13 protein-coding genes are annotated in these 18,958 nt (G+C 44.1%); 1 reads left to right on the forward strand and 12 read right to left on the reverse strand.

The window, feature by feature from the left end:
* Positions 1–320: 320 nt before the first annotated feature.
* Positions 321–2,693, reverse strand: coding sequence for a YcdB/YcdC domain-containing protein (locus tag MHH50_RS25255; protein WP_076307138.1), 2,373 nt, complete (start codon positions 2,691–2,693; stop codon positions 321–323).
* A 224-nt stretch (positions 2,694–2,917) separates the two neighbouring features.
* Here MHH50_RS25255 and MHH50_RS25260 point away from each other — a divergent pair, with 224 nt between their 5' ends.
* Positions 2,918–3,802 (forward strand): serine hydrolase, encoded by an 885-nt coding sequence (locus tag MHH50_RS25260; protein ID WP_340033604.1) that lies wholly within the window; start codon positions 2,918–2,920, stop codon positions 3,800–3,802.
* Positions 3,803–3,950: 148 nt separating this feature from the next.
* Here the strand turns inward: MHH50_RS25260 and MHH50_RS25265 are convergent, their stop codons facing one another.
* The 11 genes from MHH50_RS25265 to MHH50_RS25315 all read right to left on the reverse strand — a co-directional run bounded on the left by MHH50_RS25265 (position 3,951) and on the right by MHH50_RS25315 (position 18,885).
* On the reverse strand, positions 3,951–4,727 hold the full coding sequence (locus MHH50_RS25265) for a Cof-type HAD-IIB family hydrolase (RefSeq protein WP_076310370.1): 777 nt from the start codon (positions 4,725–4,727) through the stop codon (positions 3,951–3,953).
* 131 nt (positions 4,728–4,858) lie between these two features.
* Positions 4,859–5,947, reverse strand: coding sequence for a low temperature requirement protein A (locus tag MHH50_RS25270; RefSeq protein WP_340034639.1), 1,089 nt, complete (start codon positions 5,945–5,947; stop codon positions 4,859–4,861).
* A gap of 199 nt (positions 5,948–6,146) precedes the next feature.
* Positions 6,147–7,139: a carbohydrate ABC transporter permease gene (locus tag MHH50_RS25275; RefSeq protein ID WP_051491074.1), complete on the reverse strand. Its 993-nt coding sequence runs from the start codon at positions 7,137–7,139 to the stop codon at positions 6,147–6,149.
* A gap of 3 nt (positions 7,140–7,142) precedes the next feature.
* The gene (locus tag MHH50_RS25280; RefSeq protein ID WP_081382489.1) at positions 7,143–8,018 is read right to left on the reverse strand and encodes a sugar ABC transporter permease; all 876 of its coding nucleotides are present in this window, start codon (positions 8,016–8,018) and stop codon (positions 7,143–7,145) included.
* 4 nt (positions 8,019–8,022) lie between these two features.
* A complete protein-coding gene (locus tag MHH50_RS25285) occupies positions 8,023–10,395 on the reverse strand; it encodes a DUF5696 domain-containing protein (RefSeq protein ID WP_340033607.1) in 2,373 nt (790 codons plus the stop codon).
* A gap of 18 nt (positions 10,396–10,413) precedes the next feature.
* Positions 10,414–11,028, reverse strand: a complete 615-nt coding sequence (locus tag MHH50_RS25290) for a YIP1 family protein (protein WP_076129177.1) — start codon at positions 11,026–11,028, stop codon at positions 10,414–10,416.
* A complete protein-coding gene (locus MHH50_RS25295) occupies positions 11,025–12,518 on the reverse strand; it encodes a hypothetical protein (protein ID WP_340033608.1) in 1,494 nt (497 codons plus the stop codon). The genes MHH50_RS25290 and MHH50_RS25295 overlap by 4 nt, the downstream gene beginning before the upstream one ends.
* Before the next feature lie 8 nt (positions 12,519–12,526).
* Positions 12,527–13,387, reverse strand: a complete 861-nt coding sequence (locus MHH50_RS25300) for a carbohydrate ABC transporter permease (protein ID WP_036679629.1) — start codon at positions 13,385–13,387, stop codon at positions 12,527–12,529.
* A 1-nt stretch (position 13,388) separates the two neighbouring features.
* Entirely contained in the window at positions 13,389–14,354 is a 966-nt protein-coding gene (locus tag MHH50_RS25305; RefSeq protein ID WP_076129175.1) for a sugar ABC transporter permease, read from the reverse strand.
* Positions 14,351–17,281 carry an extracellular solute-binding protein gene (locus tag MHH50_RS25310; protein WP_076194598.1) on the reverse strand — a complete coding sequence of 977 codons (2,931 nt, stop codon included), beginning with the start codon at positions 17,279–17,281 and terminating at the stop codon, positions 14,351–14,353. Before MHH50_RS25310 ends, MHH50_RS25305 begins: the two co-directional genes overlap by 4 nt.
* 167 nt (positions 17,282–17,448) lie before the next feature.
* Positions 17,449–18,885, reverse strand: coding sequence for an extracellular solute-binding protein (locus MHH50_RS25315; protein WP_340033611.1), 1,437 nt, complete (start codon positions 18,883–18,885; stop codon positions 17,449–17,451).
* Positions 18,886–18,958: the final 73 nt, after the last annotated feature.

An 18,958-nucleotide genomic window follows, 5' to 3' on the forward strand; every position in this document is an offset into this window, starting at 1 on the left:
TCACTCGGCCAAAGGATATAAGTGTATTCCGTACACTTATATTCTTGCTTTTCTCGCCAATAGGTGAATTCTCTAGTTTTTAGTTGCAGAGAATGCAATTAAAGATACACATTCACCTTTTGCATAAGAAATAGCTGTATAGAATGCAGTTATTTTGCGGATTCCAGCAAGAATCGGCGCACAAAAAATGCTGAGAGAATACTGGAAACTGCATCTGCCAGATAGAGATGCTTTAGTCAATCCGCCGCGCTGCAAACTAAAAAACCAGGCAGCGATTCTCCAATCGTCGGAGAATCGCTGCCTGGCTGTCTTATTAACACTTATTGACCTATGATCTGATCGGTCTTTCCTTGCAGCTCCACTAGCTTCATGATCACCGAAGCCGCCAGCGCTTTTGTTACATTCTGCTGCGGATTAAACTTGCCGTTGTCATCCTTTAAGAGTCCCAATTTCACAACAAGAGCCACGGCCCCCTTATTGTTTATAGCTGAGCTATCACTAAACTGACTTACAGTCACATCTTTATCAAGATAAGCTGTGAGTTTATTGTATTTCAAGAAATTAGCCAGATGAACAGCAAGCTGTTCCCGGGTTAACTTACTCTCTACTTGCAGGCTTTCATCCTTATTGATCCATTTACGATCTGCTGCAAAAATAACTGCATCATAATATGAATTCTCTGGCTTCACGCCTGCCACAGTTTTTCGTTCATTATTATTATAATAATTGGTGAAATTTGGACTAGAAGCTTTGGCAAGATAGGATAACCAATCACCGACAGTTATTTCTTGATCCGGGTTCAGTTTGCCATCGGCATCCGGTGTAATCACATGGTGGTTTACCAATTCTGATAATTCCCGCTCTGCTGCATGACCTTTGATATCCGTTGCAGATAGTTGAGCATCTTGCTGACCGAGGTAATCATACACCGCAACCCATTTTCCAGTGGCTGCATCCAAAACCTGATTCAATCCATTAGATTCATCAAAGGTTGTATCATATACCAGCTTCACCTTCGGTGCGACATAGTTACTATAAGTATTGTATCCACCAACCTGAGTATACTTCAGTTTAGTCTGATATTTAGGTTTATAACTTTCGAGCGCTTCTTTCTTGGAAATTGTTGCATCAGGCGATAATGTGATTCCATCGATACCGCTTATCCGATTCCCCATGTAAGAAGTCAGTCTGCCGTAAAGATCCAAGCTTACCGTAATGGTGCTGTCACTCACAGGAATTCCTTGATGATATCTAATAAACTGGTATCCATATCCTGATCCGTCTGAAGTCAAACTCGAATTATCCCCGTATTCTACCAGCTTTAGCTTCTGGCTCGCCTGAGGATATAGACTATTAATTATACTAAGCGCTTTCACCTTCGCTTCAGCCTCACTAAGCTTCTTACCTCCAGCAGGTGCCGGCTCTTCCTTCTTCTTATCCTGAATAGCACCATAAGCTTGAACCTGGTACTGCAATACTTCACCGGTCTTTGCATCGATCTCAGCAGAGGATTGTTCTGGAAAGCCAGCACCAATGTAACGATCATTTCCATTACTGCCCCAGTATAGCTGCCAGATTTTTCGATCTGAATCCTGATAGTCATTTCTCAAGGTTTGCGAGATCAATTTACGATCTGCCGGGATATAAGCAACCTTCTCTACAAGCTGTGCTGCTTCTTTTGCAGAAAGCTCTGTACTAGAACTTCTTGCCTGAAAAACATCCTTGCTCTTCGCTACTTCTGAATACACGACTGAGGTGGATACGGATTCTTTTCCTTCATAATCTATCCGCTTGCCCGTTAATGCATCGATAGGATATAGAGACTGATCTATTGGACGCCAGCCTAGGATCCAGTTGTTAGGTTTTCCGTTCTTATAAATAGGAATGTAAAATAGGCCCACATCAAACTGTTCCGCAAATTGCTTCTGTGCTTGCTCCAAGGTAATCTTGGGCTGTGCAGACGGGTACTCAAGCCCTTGAGAAGACTTAGAGAATTGCGTTACAGTTCCGTTACCATCCACAACTATGTTAATGCTGTCCGATCCAGAAGGAATACCATTTTTCAGAATACTGAAGTTATATCCATATTGAACAGGACCGAATAATGATTCCGAAAAATAACTATAACCAACATTCTCATTTAATTGCAGCTCACTGCTCTTAACCGATGAGGCTGCCTTAGCCACAAAAGTCTTGGCGATCTCCAATGCCTGAGTCTGCGATACTTTCGGTGGATAATAGGATTCGTTCTTCTCCTGGGAGAATGAGAGATAGGTGTTGATGATATCACCATTAATGGCGTCTACCTCACTGCTAAAACCATATCCTATATTCCCTTCTTGAACCTGCCACTGAATATGCCAGATCATTTGATTTGCTGGAGCTGGGTAGCTTTGGTTAGATCCCAGTTGAACATTGTTTACAGTTGCATCTTTTAGAGATGGGAATAGTTCTTTTAACTTTGCAATGGCTTGCTCCTGCGTGAATTTCACTTTTGCAGGATCAGCCTCAGATTTCGTAGTCGTAGCTGGAGCCGCTGATTGCGTACTAACCTGCGTTACGGAAGTGTTGCTGCTAACAGATATAGAATCGGCTGCGGCTAAGCCAGGGGGTAAGAGTAACGCGAGTGCAACGGAAGTGATTAATACCGTTTTAGCTGTTTGATGAACAAAAAGAGTACTATTGCTTTTCAAAAGAATTCATCCTCCTCTAACACGTGATTCATATTATTATACAGATATTTTCTTGTATTTTCCATAATTATTTAACGACAGGAAATTACGACATTTTTGTGATGTGAGCTATAATGGTAAACAGTTGCAGCTATAATTCATCTAGAAAGGGGGTCACCGACATTACTGACTGGAACCTTCAGCCGCTTATTGACGGTATTACTAACCTAGACATTCGCAGTTGTTTGATCATTCAACATGGAGAACCCATACTGGAGCATTACCGCGATCCACAAATCGCTGAAGAGCTTGGCAAAATCAACTCGTGCACCAAAAGCGTACTCTCCGCCTTAGTTTGCATAGCCATAGATAAACAAATGATTCCACCTCCAGACACACCTATTTCTTTATTTTTTCCTTCATTAAAAGAAGATCGTGACCCACGTAAAAGAGAGATCACTATCGAACACTTATTAACGATGACCGGAGGCTTTAACTGGACAGAGTTTGGTGGGCAGAATTCTTTTCCGGCCATGACTAAAACCGCAGACTGGATAAAATTTGTGCTTGCACAGCCATTAGCTCATACACCAGGAACCGTGATGACTTATAACTCAGGCTCCTCTCAGCTCTTGTCCGCAATCCTGCGTAATTGTGCTGGACAGGCGGTTGCAGAATTTGCCGAAGATCAGCTGTTTCAACCACTTGGCATTCAAAGCTATCACTGGGAGAGTGATCCGCAAGGCATACATACCGGTGGGTTCGGACTTCATCTGAAGCCGGAGGATATGCTGAAATTCGGCTTACTTTATTTGCAAGAGGGACGCTGGAAGGATCAGCAGATCCTTTTTTCAGATACAATTCAGCAATCTACTCGCCCTTACGTTGAAGCCAATCATCCGCAAAAAGGATTCTACGGCTGGCATTGGTGGGTATCCCAATTCAATGCAGGTTCAGAGCAACAGCCGAACGAGATCCCTTATTATTTTGCACTCGGCTTTAAAGGGCAGCATATCATTGTAGTTCCTGCTTACGAGCTGGTTGCCGTTATCACCGCGGATAAGTACAAAAAAGGCTCTCCTGCAAATGTTTTCAGCCGATTTATTGTGCCAGCTCTTCTAGGGCAGTAAGAACCAGGAATCACATGCAGTTCTATGTGTGGATACCACACAATCCATAAAGCAGCCGCAGCCATAGACTGATAAAGTCTTGGGCTGTCGCTGTTAGTTTTGTACAAATGATCGCTATTAATTTTTCTTCAACTCGTTTGCTACAAGCTTAAATGACGCCAAATTTCTTTAATGCGTAGGCTATCCCGCCTTCACTTGCTTTTTTTGTAACAAAATCGGCTTTTTGTTTTAACTGTTCCGCACCGTTTCCCATCGCAATGCCCAATCCCACATACTCCAACATGTCGATATCATTCCCACCGTCACCAAACGCGATAGCCTCTGACTTGCAAATATTCAGATAATCCAGCACCTGTTTAATCGCCGTTGATTTAGAAACTTTTGTTTCTTCAAGCACATTCATAACGTATCCGTGAAAACGTTCGAACCATAATTCAGGAAATCTATCTTGGAATTTTTGCGCTTCATTTTCGTCCGCATACAAGCATATACAGTAAACCTCCTCTGGCAGAGCGCTCATTTTTTCGGGATATTGTGTAAGACTCAAAGTCTCCTTTAATGCCTTCATAACGCGCTCATCCTCGGAACCCATTCCGTTCATGGTTAAAAGTTCGGTGAAAAAGGACATGCCATGTCCGTTCAACTCAGCAAAAGCCGAGAGTTCCCGCACGGTTTCTGTTGAAAGCGTTGATTTATAGATAACGTTATCCTTACATTTGACAAGCGCACCGTTAGCAGAAATAAAGGTATCAATGCCCATAGACTTGAACTCTTCACATAAGTTATGTGGTCTCCCTGTTGCAACTACGACTTTAATTCCTTTCTCTATCAACTTCTCAATTGCTTCTATCGTGCTAAGTGGGATACTTCTATCAATTTCACTCACTAGAGTACCGTCCACATCAAAAAATACAATCTTATACATATTATGAAATAAGCCTCCCCGTTCGATCGTAACTAGATAGATTATATTTCATGGGATCTAAAACAAGAAGGAAGCCGATCACACGGATCGGCTTCCTTCTTGTTTTCTTATTCAGCTTCAGCACAACAAGCTTACGTCGTTAATTTTGCATATACCACAAAAAATAACATCATTTCACCAATGATCAGGTAATTAGGTATAAGGAACAACAAATCTACTGCGAAAAAAACACCAAGTAAACCTAATAATAACGTCAAATGGAATATCCCTAACCGTTGCTGTATACGTCTATATTTATGGAAGACCAGTGAGGTAGAGCAGAAGTAGAGCAGGACCGATCCAAAAACAAAACACACCATAAATATATAATTTAATTGATCTAAAAATAACAGTTGGATCGAAGCTGCAATCATACTCAAGGATACATAAATAAATAAATGCCCGTAAATTATGGTTTGCCCGGCAGTCTCTATAGTCTTATCCACTTTCTTTTCAACATTATCAAAATATTGCCACCACATAGCTATAATTAATAGAAAAGTTAATAATGCAAATACAACAGAATGCCACGTCCAGTGGCTAGACTGTAAAACCGCAAGGATACTGACCACTGATTCCCCAAGCAGAATAAGCGTAAACAACGAAAAGCGTTCCAATAAATGATGAGTATTGATCGGACTTTTTACCAAGTATTTCCGGCCTACTAATGGAAGCAGAATGTCTACAGTAATTCCCGCATACAAAACTACATAACGCATCCAAGAGTCAAAGAAAAGTGATAAAGAAGAGATCACTAATCCAATCCAAAATCTGCTTCCCAAATACCGGGCAGTGCCCTTTCTATCAGCCGCTTCATTCTTATTTATCGTAAGATATTGAATGGCTGTCATAGCTCTTAAACCAACATAACCTATTAAGAATGGCATATAATATTGATCAAAATTAACCGATAAACTCGCCGTCATTATTAATACAAAAAATAATTGTAGAATCAAGAATATCCGATGTGAAAAGATATCTTGCCCAAACCGATTCACAAAAAGCGATTGCCCTACCCAAGCCCACCAGATCGGAATAAATATTAAGATAAATTTGGATAAGTATTCAAGTGGAATTGTACCCGCCTCTACATGCAATAGGACATGGCTCGCTTTTGAAACTGCTGCTACAAAAAGCAGATCATAAAATAGCTCCAGCCAAGTAACTTTCTTCTCAGCAATGGATACTGTACTGTGCTCAAATCCCGATGTGCGTTTATTCATCGTCTGACTCCCTTGGTTTGGATGTGTATTTCTAATACAGTTTATCGAATACTTATCCATCTTAACCGAATTGATATACTAATTTGAAGACCCTTTACCTAAAAATAAAACCAGCAAGCCTCCACACAGGGAGCTTGCTGGTTTTTAGTAAATAAAGTTATTCCCCGGCAATACCGGAGCGTTCCACACTTTCTACAAAATGACGCTGTACGAACAAATACAGAATCAGAATTGGCAGAATGGTTAGAATACAGGCCGCCATAACCTGATTCAGTCCAGTTGGGGCCATCCCAATAGAACCCGAAGTCATTTGCGACATCGTCTCCGCTGCCTGATTATTGGAACCATAAAACATCGCTAATCGCTGCGACAGATTATAGAAATCCGGTGTTGTTAAATACGTATTCGGTTCAAAGCTGTCATTCCAGTGCCATACCACAGAGAACAAGAATACGATCAGCATTGCCGGCTTGGCGATAGGAAACATGATTTTCCAGTACGTTCTGAATGCGCCTGCACCGTCGATACGTGCTGCTTCCTCCAACACTTTAGGCATTCCGCGATAGAACTGAATAAAGATCAGTACGAATAATGCCCCCTTCAACCCGTGCCCAAACATAGAAGGAACCACAAACGGCAAATGTGTATTAATCCACCCCAAGTCACTAAAGAACAAATACAGTGGCACAACAATCGTCTGCGGTGGAACTAGAAAAGTAAACAGCAGCAGAACGAAACATACTGCGTAGCCTGGAAAACGGTATCTGGCAAAACCATAACCGATTAAGGAACAGCTTAAGATTTGCAGAACCGCACTCCCGAAGGAAATAATCGCACTATTTGCGAACCCGGCCCAGAATTTAAGCGAATCCCATGCCAGAAAATAGTTGCCAAAACTTATCTTTTTCGGAAGCCATTGCACTGTGGCATCAGCTACGTCTGTTACTTGCATCATGGATTTGGATACCATGTATAACAAGGGATATAGGAATACGAACGTTAAGCTGAGAATAACCAAGTAATAAAAAGCGATATTCAGCACCTGAAGCGAACGTTTCACGACCCTGTCCAGCTTGCCGCTTGCTTTTAGACGAGTTGTCAGATGTTCCATGTTCGTTGTCCGAACCTGCTTTACGGATTCCTTCAACATCTTCTACTTCCTCCCTTCGGTGGCACCGAGCGACTTGCTGAATAACAGGAAGACCAAACCCAGAACCAAGAAAATAAACACAAAATAAATCCAGCCCATCGCTGAGCCATATCCAAAATCATTATTCTTAAAGACGACATTCAAAATATGACTCATGATTTGATTATCTGCCTTCGTGAATGAGCTGACGATACTAAACAATGTGTTTACGAGCATCATCGGCATAATCATCGGGAAGGTGATTTTCCAAAAGCTTTCCCACGCGGTTGCTCCATCACATTTGGCCGCTTCATACAGTGAAACAGAAATCGTCTGTAACCCCGCTAGAAAAATCAGAATTTGCACGCCAGAATCCCACATCACCAACGTTAAAGATTCTGCATATTTCAGCAACGACTTCAAAATGTCGCCGGGGATAAAGTTATGGAGCTTATCATATAAATCCTGGTTATAAAAAATCGGTAAATTTGCGGCACCCTGATCCATCAATTTGCCCAGGATCGCCCCTGAAGCAATGATGACCGGCAAAAAGAACACGCCACGAAAAAAGGTTTTTCCTACGAGTCCGCGATTTAGCAGAATCGCACAAAAGAGCGAAAAGATAAGAATTAACGGAACCTGAGTCACCGTCGACACCATCGTCGATTTGAGCAGAGGCAAGAAATTAACATCTGTAGTAAAAGCGGCGCGATAATGCTCCATCCCAACAAAAGTGGCCAGCAAGCCGCCTTTGCTCACTTGGAGATCCTGAAAGGAATAATACAAGGAACGGCCCAGCGGAACAGCCATAAACACCAGAAATCCGACCAGCCACAGGCCGATGAAGGAATATCCTTCAACGAAATAACGCGCTCGCATCGATAGCTTTGATTTTTTCACTTCATCATCCTCCTGTTACCGCATAGCTGAATGCCTCGACGGTCTGACCAGACACGTCAACAGACTGCTCATTATAGTTGACTATAATGCTCACACCGTTTGCATAAGTCGTCCGAAAGACTTTACTTTGCAGCTGCTCATGATTCGTCATTTGCTGGTTGCTAATGCTGTCATAGACCACTTTCAATGCGAGATAATTCTGCACAGAAGGTGCCAGCCAGTTCTCAAGACTAGAGCTGAACAGCCGGTCTGCCATGGTTCTCTGAAGATCGCTAGTCGGAACATAAGTTAATTCATAACTTGGAAGGGCTCCATATTCCAGCGCCCGTAAGGTTTGGTTACGGGAATCATCGTACAGATTAACCGGGCTTGCTGTATAAGGCACTAAGCCGTGTAACACTAGTTGATAAAAAGGAATCGCCCGATCTGTATAGACAAATTGACTGGAGTCGAGCGGAACTTGATCAATCCGGTTCACATGTCCTAATGTATAGGCAAAACCATAATCTACTGCCGTGTTAAGCTCACCCTTACGGAAGTTATCCAATGCATTAACATAAGTATCTTCTGTAAGCTGGCGGTCCGTATTGGATTTATTATCCTCATCGGAGTATAGCAAGCTTCCAAAGTGTTCAAACTGCACACCCTTCACACCCAGATCCTGAAACTTGCTTAACTCAGCATTACTGCGTTTTGCGATAACACTAGGTTTCATTAAATAGAAATAATCATCCGTATTCCACCGGGTAGAGAGATAATAGACATACTGCTTCAAGACTTCACGATTAATACCGCGGACAGCATCTCTGCTTGCCTTCACGCCGTTGCTATCTTGGAAAGGTTTCACGTAGTTAGCTTTCAAATAAAGATTTACGCCCTTGCCTGCGGCATATTCCTGAAGCTCTTTAAGTCCCTTTTTGCCTCCCAGCTTCTTCTCAACAGGGAATTGTTCTGGCTGGTTTCCGTATAAACCATTTTTGGACCATCCCTCGATCGTAATCTCTAGCTGAGTAACACCCTCTGCCTGATATTGATCAATCATGTTCTTGATTTGTTTAAACGTAGCTGCTTCTATAAAAGTTGAACCTATGACTTCATCACGTGAAATCCCGCCGAGCACTTGAAGATACAATGGCGTGTTCTCAAGAACTACTTCCTTGACCTTTTTCTCTTCCATTAAGTAATTACGGTATTCCTTCGCCATCCCAACGTAGTTGGCTTCCTCGCCTTGGAGCAGAACATAACGTACGCTACGATCGGTTTTGATCATCTCACCCTGATAATAAGGAATTTGGCCGGAATTGCCGACAAAAATAACATCATCCTTGCGCAGGGTGAATTCACTTGATGCTCTATAAAGCGAAATAGCGCGAATGCCTGATGGAACACCGTTGATTTTAGCGTCGGTATCTCCCTTAGTAACAATTGCTAAATATCCGGTGTCTCCCTGATAGATCCCAAACACTGGCAAAGCGATAGCTTTTTTAAGAGGTGCCGCCTTTTGCCAAGAGTTATCCGTAATTTCATGATTTTGTTTCACAAAGGTTTCGTCCCCGCCGTAAATGTATTCAGAATAACCTTTCAAATAAGCGGGATGATCTTTCCGAAACTCCAGCAATGCCCCTGAACCATCTGGAAGCATCATTGCCCCCTCTGCATCTTCTCTAGCCGCATGAAAAAATGGCAGAACCTCCAGACTCGTGAATTTCGCATTCCCCTCTTCCTTCAAGTACTCCTGTGGAATGGAAGCCTCAAATCCATTATCAGTCAGTCTGTACTCCAGAGCAAAAGAAAGCTTCAGGCTAATAAAAGCAAACTCCGCGCGGACGACATCTTGCTCAATCGTTACGGTAACCGTGGAGTCTTCATCTTTAAGTGGGTAGACCTGTGTAATATCAGCCCCCTGTGTGTATCTGACATAAATCGGTGCGGTCGTGTATTTCTTAATATTTGGCATGGCTGTTCGCTCCAGCTGTGGAGATCCAAGCCACTCCTTGTTTGTGATTTTATCTGTGATGCGAAGATTTCCCGATTTCTCATCTACATATAAAATATAGCGTTCGTTCTCCAATGCTTTTGTTCCAGGCGTGACCGGCTGTAGCTCAACCTTCTGTACAGGTGCTGCTACAGCGGCTGGAGCCTGCTCTTCTACGGGAGCCGTGGTCTCCTTTTCTTGCACAGAAGTGGCCTGCCCTTCAGCTGGTTCAGTCACCACCGATGTTTGCTCTTGCCCAACCTCTTTGCTTTCTTCAGTCTGAACAGACTGCGCAGCGGTGGACGGATCGGCGGAACTGTGTAGGGGTTGAACATTTATCACTGCGAACAGCATCATCACAACAATACAGAGAATGCCCCGCACTTTAACTTTTTTTCTCATCGTGTTACCTTTCCCTCCTTACGCGCGCAATCTCAATTCTTTGAGCAGATCGACAATAAATGAAACAAATTGATTGGAAATACCAAATAGCAAAATGCCTACAAACCAGATAATGGCGATCCCTATTACACTGATTATGGTGATAAAAATAACCTTGCGAATCTCAAAATCATGCAGGATCTTCACCTTCATTAAAATCAACCAAGCCACCCAAAGAATCACAAACTTGTGCAGCAGATTGAAGGTTGAAGCCTCATCCAGCGAAAGGACCAACGTTAGCAGTGTGACTGGGATGATAAAGAGCATGTATGGAACAAGCGCAAAGGCACTGCCCACAAAAATCTCTTTAAATTTCCCCTCACCATCCATAATCGTACTGACACCCCAGTTCGAGACACACCAGGTCAACCAAGGAACGATAAGCCAAATAAACTCATGAAACATAGAGATTTCATGCGGCTCTCTAGTTTGAAAAGCATACCCTGTAATCAGAATCGAGATCATTCGTGCCACAAAGGTCAGTAGAACGATGGCAATCCCCTGTATCCAGCGGATACGCTGCTTTCCTTGAATATCGTTATAGAACTGATAAGGATGAACTACAACCTGATGAATCATTCGCAAAGTGTTCATCCAATCTCCCCCTTTGCCGGTTCCAAAACTGCCTTGTTTCCTCTATACAGCCAGGTATGGAATCTCCGGTATAATCTCGGCGCACTCCAGAACAGTACTAAGAACAGTCCAATTCCGCCGGCAAAGAAATAAGTAAAGTGCTCCCGGATATACAATTTACGATATTCGCGGAAAGCGGATGAATAGTCAGCTTTGGAATTTGAAAGCTTGAAATAGCTCATAGATTCCTTATATTGCTCTGCTTTATAAAGCGCTTTGCCGATAGCCTGATAAGCCATATCATAATTGGCGTTCAATCGCAGCACCTCTTGCCATAAGGATTGCGCTTCGTCATAGCTGCCATCTACATATAGCAAAGATGCCTGATGAACCAAATCCGCAAACGGCGTGGTCCGGAAGCGATCGATTCTACCCCGTCCTTTATCCACTACATAGATCAGACCATCAGCGGTTTGATCTACGGCGGAAGGAGTCACGAATAGTCCATTCTGATCCCCGATCCCGCCGAAGCTGAATAACAAATTCCCCAGCTTGTCATATTGGAAGACTTTACTGGACTGCAAATCCAGCGCGGTTATAAACCCGTTCTTATCAATACTGATGCCCATAAAAGAAGCCATACTGAATGGACCCTCGGAGTAATAATCGCCGTACCAGTGTTTACCAATGTTCAGCGTATCTACGCCTACCGGAGATAACCGTTTGATCTGGTTATACTCTTCGCCCAGGGTCGTGCTGTAGATAAATCCTTCTTCATCCAGATCCACGTTGGAGAACTCAGAAGGTTTAACGGTCGCCAGCTGGTTCTGCTGCTCTTTGGTGGCCACCAGCTTAATTAAGAGTCGTGTCCAGGAGAAGCCTACATGGTTCGCTCCATAGAACCCCTTGAACTTACCGCCCGAGTCAATTTGCAGCAACCCCTGCGTGTTACCATCGCTCACCACATACATATAATCACGCTTATCTACAACTAATTTAGAAGGAGAATAAGAGAAATTAGCACCCAGTAATGGGCTATCCGGTTTTAGAAACTCTTTTACGAACTTGCCATTTTTATCAAAAATAGCAATACGCGCGTTTTTTGTATCTGCTACATATACCGTTCCATCCTCTTTCACGAATACACCCTTCGGCTCCTGCAGCTTGCCGCTGCCCTCCGCATCACCGATCAGATTTAGCAGACGACCGTCCTTATCCATATGAACAATACGGCTATTGCCCGTGTCTACTACGTAGAGTGAATTGTCATCACTAATAAAGAGAGATTCCGGATTTTTGAAGGACCCCGTATCTGTTCCTGTTGGATCGATAGAAGAATCGTAGAGATAACCATTAATCGAGCGGACCTCATTGCCGGACTGATTCCACGTATACCCCTCATACGGGGCTTCGCCAGCTAGCGCCTGCCCTGGAAGCAGCAGCACTGGCAGTGTCAGCGTCACCAGTAGCCCTGTTAGCAGCATTTTTTTCATATTACGTCCTATCATCATGACTCCCCCTATTCCTTCAGCCCCGAATGGGCCATTGTCTGAAGCACCATCCGCTGCGTTAATATAAAGACAAGAATAGTCGGGAGAATCATCAAGAAGCTTGCTGCTGCCAAAGTGCCTACCCTAGCAACGACTCCGGCTCCACCACTGATGGTTTGGATGGCAAGCGGCAATGTCTTCATTTCCTGAACAGTCGTATAGACCATTGAAGGATACGGATCATTCCAAGCAGAAATGAAGCTAAATAAAGCAAAAGTCGAAATCGCCGGCTTAAGCATTGGCATCACAACCACCCAGAATACCTTCCATTCTGAAGCCCCGTCTATGCGGGCCGCCTCTAATAAAGCATCTGGAAGCTGCCGCAGGAACTGGGTCATAAGAAACATTCCCATTGGTGCAGCCAGATAAGGTAAGATCATTGCAAAATACGAATTCATTAATCCGCTGCGGCTAATCAGCAGATATTGCGGTATTTGCAATACTAAGGGTGAAAACATCAGCGCCGCCACAATCATACTAAAGATAGCGCTTTTAAATGGCATATTGTGCTTGGCAAGCGGATAAGCCGCCATTGCTGAAATTAAGACACCCCCGACCACAATCCCCGATGTAACGACCACGCTATTGAAAATAAACCGTGAGAACGGCACCGCCGAAGTTCCGGTAATTAACAGCAAATCACGAAAGTTTACCAACGTCGGATTCACTACGAAAAACCGCGGTGGGAACAGGAATAGTTCGCTTGTTGGTTTTAAAGCAGTCACTGCCATATAGACAAGTGGCAGCAGCATAATTAGGCCAAACACCGTTAAGAACAGATATAAAAAGATGCCTCCATAGTCAATACGCCGTAAATTTATTTTGTGCATCTTAATCCCTCCCCAGCACTTTGAAGATGAGACGGTTGAGCCCAAGCATCAAAGCGAACAGTAATACAGCAATCGCTGACGCATATCCCATCTCAAAGCGGATAAATGCGTAGTCGAACAGATGCGCCATAATCGTATGGCCTGCATAAAGGGGACTCGGAAATCCAACAAGCCGCATACTGACGTCAAATACGGTAAGCGAACCGACCACCTGCATCACCGCACCGAATAACAGCTGCGGTTTGACGCATGGAATCGTAATGTACCAAAGCTCCTGCCAGCGGTACTTGACCCCATCAATTGAGCCAGCTTCATATAAATCTGTCGGTACATTTTGAAGTCCGGCCAGAAAAGCAAGGAAACCTACCCCCATACTCATCCATAAGGAAACTATGATGATCACCGGTACGATCGAATCTACATTTTGTAGAAATAAATAAGGTTCATTGATAATCCCCAGCTGAATGAGCCAGTGATTGAGCAACCCCTTGCGGTCTCCGGCGAACAAATACAACCAAACCACGGACATTGCTACTGCACTTGTAATCGATGGCACATAGTAGCATAGGGTATAGAAAAAGCGGAACTTCTGCGGAATCTGGCTAATCAGCCAGGCCAGCAAGAAGGCCATAATATAACCTATCGGACCTGTAATAATAGCAAATTTCAGCGTAATCCCAACAGCTTTAAGAAAGATATCGTCGTCTACAAACAACAGCTTATAGTTAGAGAAGCCAATGAATCTCGGTGTCTCAATAATGTTGTAATAGCTGAAGCTTAGAACGACGGACATGATAATAGGAACAATAGTAAAAACGGTGAACAGAATCAGGAAAGGGGCCAAGAAATAATAGGAAACTTTATTTTTCTTGATATCCAACCAAAGCTGAGCCCATTTCCCGGGAGTTTTCGTCGGCTGCATCTGTACGGCTTCGTTCTGTGCCGGTGTAATTATTTCACTACTCATTTCTGACCTCCTTCCTCTTTAGCGCTTGAAGTCTGGGAAGTTTCAATTCCGAACTCTTCGCGTTTCTTACTAAGCTCTTTATTGATTTCACGCACACCTTGCTCCATCGCCTCCCTCGGGAATTTACCGTTGAGCACAATTTCATTCCAGATGTTGGCGATATGCCGGGTCGTGTAATATCCTCCAAGCACCACTTCGCGCTCTTTAAACCACTCCCACTGTTCCATAATGGCGTCAATATCATCTTGCTGCCACGGCAGACGTTTGAGCGCTTCAACATTGGCTGTATTCCAACGAGCTTCAACACCCAGCAAAGACTCAAGCTCTGAGCCGAAGTTCTCCTGTGCATCCGCACTGGTCCACCATTTCAAGAACTCCCAAGACTCTTCTTTCATATCCGTATCCTTAAAAATAATTCCTGTCTGTGCAAGCCCGCCTGTAGAACGGTTAATCTGTCCATCGGCTTGTTCAATACCCGGCATTGGTTTCATGCCCCACCAGCCTGTCAATTCAGGTGCGGCAGTAGATAACAGAATGTATGTGGAATAATCAGCAACGCCGATTGGCATCTCTCCAGAACGGAAACGGTTATAGAAATCCGCTTGTTTCTGCAGCTTGTAGTTCGTAAAGAGTCCCGTCCACATTTTCATAGCTGTCAGTGCTTCTGGTGAATCCAGATCAGACAACATCCCATTATTCTTATAGAAATCTCCACCATACTGGAATAAGAACGGCGCAAACTCATTAATGGCTAGACTCGGATTGTTCGGGGCATGTGGATAATAGAAGTCCATCCCGTTTTGTTGCAGCACAGGAATCAGTTCCATAACCTCTTGCCACGTATTCGGAATATCCTTCTCGCTAATGCCCAGCTGTGCCATAATATCTTTCCGGTAAAAGAGCATCGTGAAGTTCTGATTCTCCGGCAATGCGAAGTCTCCGTTATCATACTTATAAGGAATCAGTGCGCCCGCTCTGAAACGTTCAGCAACCTCTTGATAATCCGAGAATTCATTCAGATTCACGAGTGAATTCCGCACCGCGAAGTCAATCGGCACTTCACCCTCAACCCCCAGTGCCACATCGGGAGCAAGTCCGGCAGTATTGGCTAATAACAGAATCTGCTTCTGATCCGCTGCAAGCGTAGGAATAATATTGACGTTCACCTTGATGCCCGTGTTTGGTGTAAAGTCCTCATCCACCATTTGCTTAATGATCTCCGCCCAATCACGTCCACGAGAGATCCAGACATCCAGCACCTTTTCATTTTTGTACGTATTTCCTATGCCGCTGTAATCCTTTGTAAAAGAACTAAAGAAGTCATACGTCATCGTCCCTACACGGGTATACCAAGGAGCCGCGTCTTTAGGCCATGGCTGATCTTCCGACTTCACTTCAATATAGTCCATTACAATACTCTGCTTCATTAATCCGTTGACCCATAAGCCAAGCGATGACTGCAGATCCGTAAATTGCTGAAGACGACCTGGAATACTTGAGGTATCCTTCGCCATTTCCAGGAACCGATCACGTGCTTCATAAAGCGTACTCAGCTCAGAGCTTCCATCCGCAACGCCAAAAGCATACATATCCTGCACGGCATCATCCAACGTCCGCGCCATCAAATGTAAACGTGGCACAAGATTAGGAATGTTCTGCTCCAGCTGCCAATCCCCGTTTGGATCGGGGTTCGTTCCCGTTACCTGTGTGATTTCACGTCCCAAAAGAGACATTTTATGTGTAGTGTTCAGCACAGCTTCAATCATTCCGCCTACACCCGATACTTGAACTTCCATCCGCAACGTATGCTTGCCTTGTTCGAGATAAAAGAAGTATTCTCCGTCCTCATTCCCCAGCTTGTTTACTTGCCATTCCGCTTTGTAAGGGAATTTCAAGGCATTCAGCTCTTGGAACGGTACCTCGCCATCAATCATAATCCGGCGTTCCACCGGTATCCCGTTTAGGAACCACTGGCCGTAACGAATTGCGATATTGTAGAGCCCTGACTCAGGAATCTCGAAATTCCATTCCGCCCATTGTCCACCCGTACGCCACCCGACACCCCCAAAACTATTAAGCACAATAGCATCTTTGTTAAAAGGTTCGGTGAGTGGCTCCCGGTCCTCGATCCGCTTCAGCGTTGGATCTGAACGAAGGGAGGATTCTTCTGCCTGAATTTTGATCACTTGATTCTGAACAGGCTTGTAACCCTTATTCTCATACTCCTGCTTCACTTCCGCATAAGTCGGGAGCGGTTCTGGAGAAAATATTCTCAGTTCACTAAGTGCAGCCGGTTCCCGGATGGCTTCCAGCTTCACCGTATGCTCCCCTTTGGTCAGATAAAAGCGAAAGGGATCCGCAGTTCTGGCCTCGGCATCTCGAAACTCCCGATATTGCCAGCCTGTTACCTCTTCCCGCTTGGGATTAAATTCATTCCCTTGATTGTCCAGCCATGGCTCTGCACTTTCCTTCCACATCCGCTGGAATTCCATTTTTTTTACTTGAGAGAATAAATACTCCCCATCAATCTTTACGCTTCGAATGATCGAGGATCGTTTACCAGGAAGGGCATAATACTCCATCCCCATCTGATATAACCCATCTGCCGGAACCGTAAATGTATATTCCACCCAGCTATCCTCTGCTTTAAGCGCTAGTACCTTGCCGGGTTTTCCACCAAGATCCGTCATTACCTCTGTACCTTCAGCACTAATGGCCGTATAATCCGCCGAAGGAATAGCAAGCGTAAAATCCGATGAGTCCTTTGCTCCATCCTGCTGTTTTTCCTCGTAATAGCTTAAGTAAGAGGCTTCGAGTTTTGAATTCACACTATCGCTTTCTAAAATAGAGCTTTCATCAACATCCGCATAAACGGGGATGCCCTCCATCGCTGAATTATCAAACCCTCGTGATTGATTCCACCACACTAGGGAGACTCCTAAAAGTACCAGTAACAACAAACTAATCTTATATTTTCGCAGTATGCGTAACACGCATCGGTCTCCTCCCATCTTTACGGGCCTCTCGGACTTAAGTGAATACAAGCAGGGCAGCTCTGGCAATTGCAGGCTGCCCCTCCTGTTATTAGATTTCCTTACGGCTGCATTCCCATTGCCTTTTTAAAGGCAGCAATTTCTTTGGAAGCTTGCTTCAAGACATCATCACCAATTTTTTGAATAGCCGTCTTGGAATCTGTGTTCTTAGCCAGTGCATCACCGATCGCCGCTATAAAGATTTCCCAGCCCTTGTTATCTACTGGTGTAAGGTGTTTGACTGGAATATCGTTGCTTAATTGCTCATATAGTTTAAATTCCTCTTGCCCACCCAGATATTCATTTTTAGTGTTTGCGTACCAATCAAGACTGGAAATATCCTTGTAACCCGGCTGAATGGAATGTTTTGTCCAAATTTTCCAAGCATTTTCACTTCTCATGCTCCACTGAATGTAAGCCCATGCCGCTTCTTTATTTTTGCTTTGCGAAGGAATAACAAAGCTTGAGCCGCCCATTCCCACGTTAATTCCTATTGGCAAACGGGTTACCTTCCATTTTCCGGCAAGCTCAGGGAATGTTTCCTGAAGTCCGCGCGCTCCAAATGAACCCGATACGACACCAACTAAATCACCTTTCAGAACTAGCTGTTTACCTTCGTCTGAGCCATAACCGATATGAGGTGCCCAGCCCAGCTGTTGTCCACGTTTTGTAATATCAAGAACTTTCACCATTTTGTCCGTATTACGTGTCCAGTTCATATCCTTATCAAAGTAGCCGACTTCATCTCCTGCCCATACGATCGGGCCATCGCTCCACTCCATGAAATATTTACCGTTAGCTTTCAAAATTTGAGCCAGGTTCAAGAGATTCTCTTCATCTTGCATGTATTCACCAAGCTCAGCAGGATCACTTGGCAATCCAAGCTCTTCAAAAATGTCTGCACGGTAGTAATAAACCCCCGGTGTCATATCCCAAGGCATACCAAGCAGCTGTGAGCTGTCTGGTGTCATCCAACGTTCCCAGTTATATGGAGCAACCAGATCTTTATATTTTCCAGCGTTATAAGGCTCTTCCAAAAGATTCTCCAGCACATTGCCCGCCATATAACGGTTCAACTGGTACATTTCTACTTCAGCTACATCCGGCGCTCCACTACCTGCGGCGATTGTCGTTTGCAGCTTGTCATGCAGGTCGCCAAAGGGCATAACTACCGTCTTCAACTTGATTCCAGGATATTCAGCCATAAATGCAGCGCCGACTTCCTCGAACACTTTTTCATTAAAGGCCCAAACGGTAACCTCACCTTGAATATCTTTGCTTGGCAGGTCGTTGGCAGGATCTGCTGCTTCCGTGCCCTCAGTAGCTGTTGCATTGGTTGGTTCACTAGCATTATTAGTTTTTTCAGTGTTCGTTTTACCGTTGTTAGCTGCATTTTGATTCGTCGTTGAGCTTCCAGCGCTGCTACAGGCTGACAGAATAAGCACAAAAACCATTACCATACATACGACTAAACTGCTCGTTTTTCTTTTCGAACTCATAACCTAACCTCCCTCTTAAATTGAACAAATAAATGCTTGTTTATAGTGAAGGAGTGAACCTCCCTCCGTGACC

The organism is Paenibacillus sp. FSL H3-0302 (assembly GCF_037982245.1).
Classification (GTDB): Bacteria; Bacillota; Bacilli; order Paenibacillales; family Paenibacillaceae; genus Paenibacillus_AQ; species Paenibacillus_AQ odorifer.

What these genes read in the sequence shown, in the direction of transcription:
- MHH50_RS25265 (WP_076310370.1), bottom strand. Translation starts at nt 4,727, where the DNA reads ATGTATAAGATTGTATTTTTTGATGTGGACGGTACTCTAGTGAGTGAA.
- MHH50_RS25275 (WP_051491074.1), bottom strand. Translation starts at nt 7,139, where the DNA reads ATGTTGAAGGAATCCGTAAAGCAGGTTCGGACAACGAACATGGAACAT.
- MHH50_RS25285 (WP_340033607.1), bottom strand. Translation starts at nt 10,395, where the DNA reads ATGAGAAAAAAAGTTAAAGTGCGGGGCATTCTCTGTATTGTTGTGATG.
- MHH50_RS25290 (WP_076129177.1), bottom strand. Translation starts at nt 11,028, where the DNA reads ATGAACACTTTGCGAATGATTCATCAGGTTGTAGTTCATCCTTATCAG.
- MHH50_RS25295 (WP_340033608.1), bottom strand. Translation starts at nt 12,518, where the DNA reads ATGATGATAGGACGTAATATGAAAAAAATGCTGCTAACAGGGCTACTG.
- MHH50_RS25300 (WP_036679629.1), bottom strand. Translation starts at nt 13,387, where the DNA reads ATGCACAAAATAAATTTACGGCGTATTGACTATGGAGGCATCTTTTTA.
- MHH50_RS25305 (WP_076129175.1), bottom strand. Translation starts at nt 14,354, where the DNA reads ATGAGTAGTGAAATAATTACACCGGCACAGAACGAAGCCGTACAGATG.
- MHH50_RS25315 (WP_340033611.1), bottom strand. Translation starts at nt 18,885, where the DNA reads ATGAGTTCGAAAAGAAAAACGAGCAGTTTAGTCGTATGTATGGTAATG.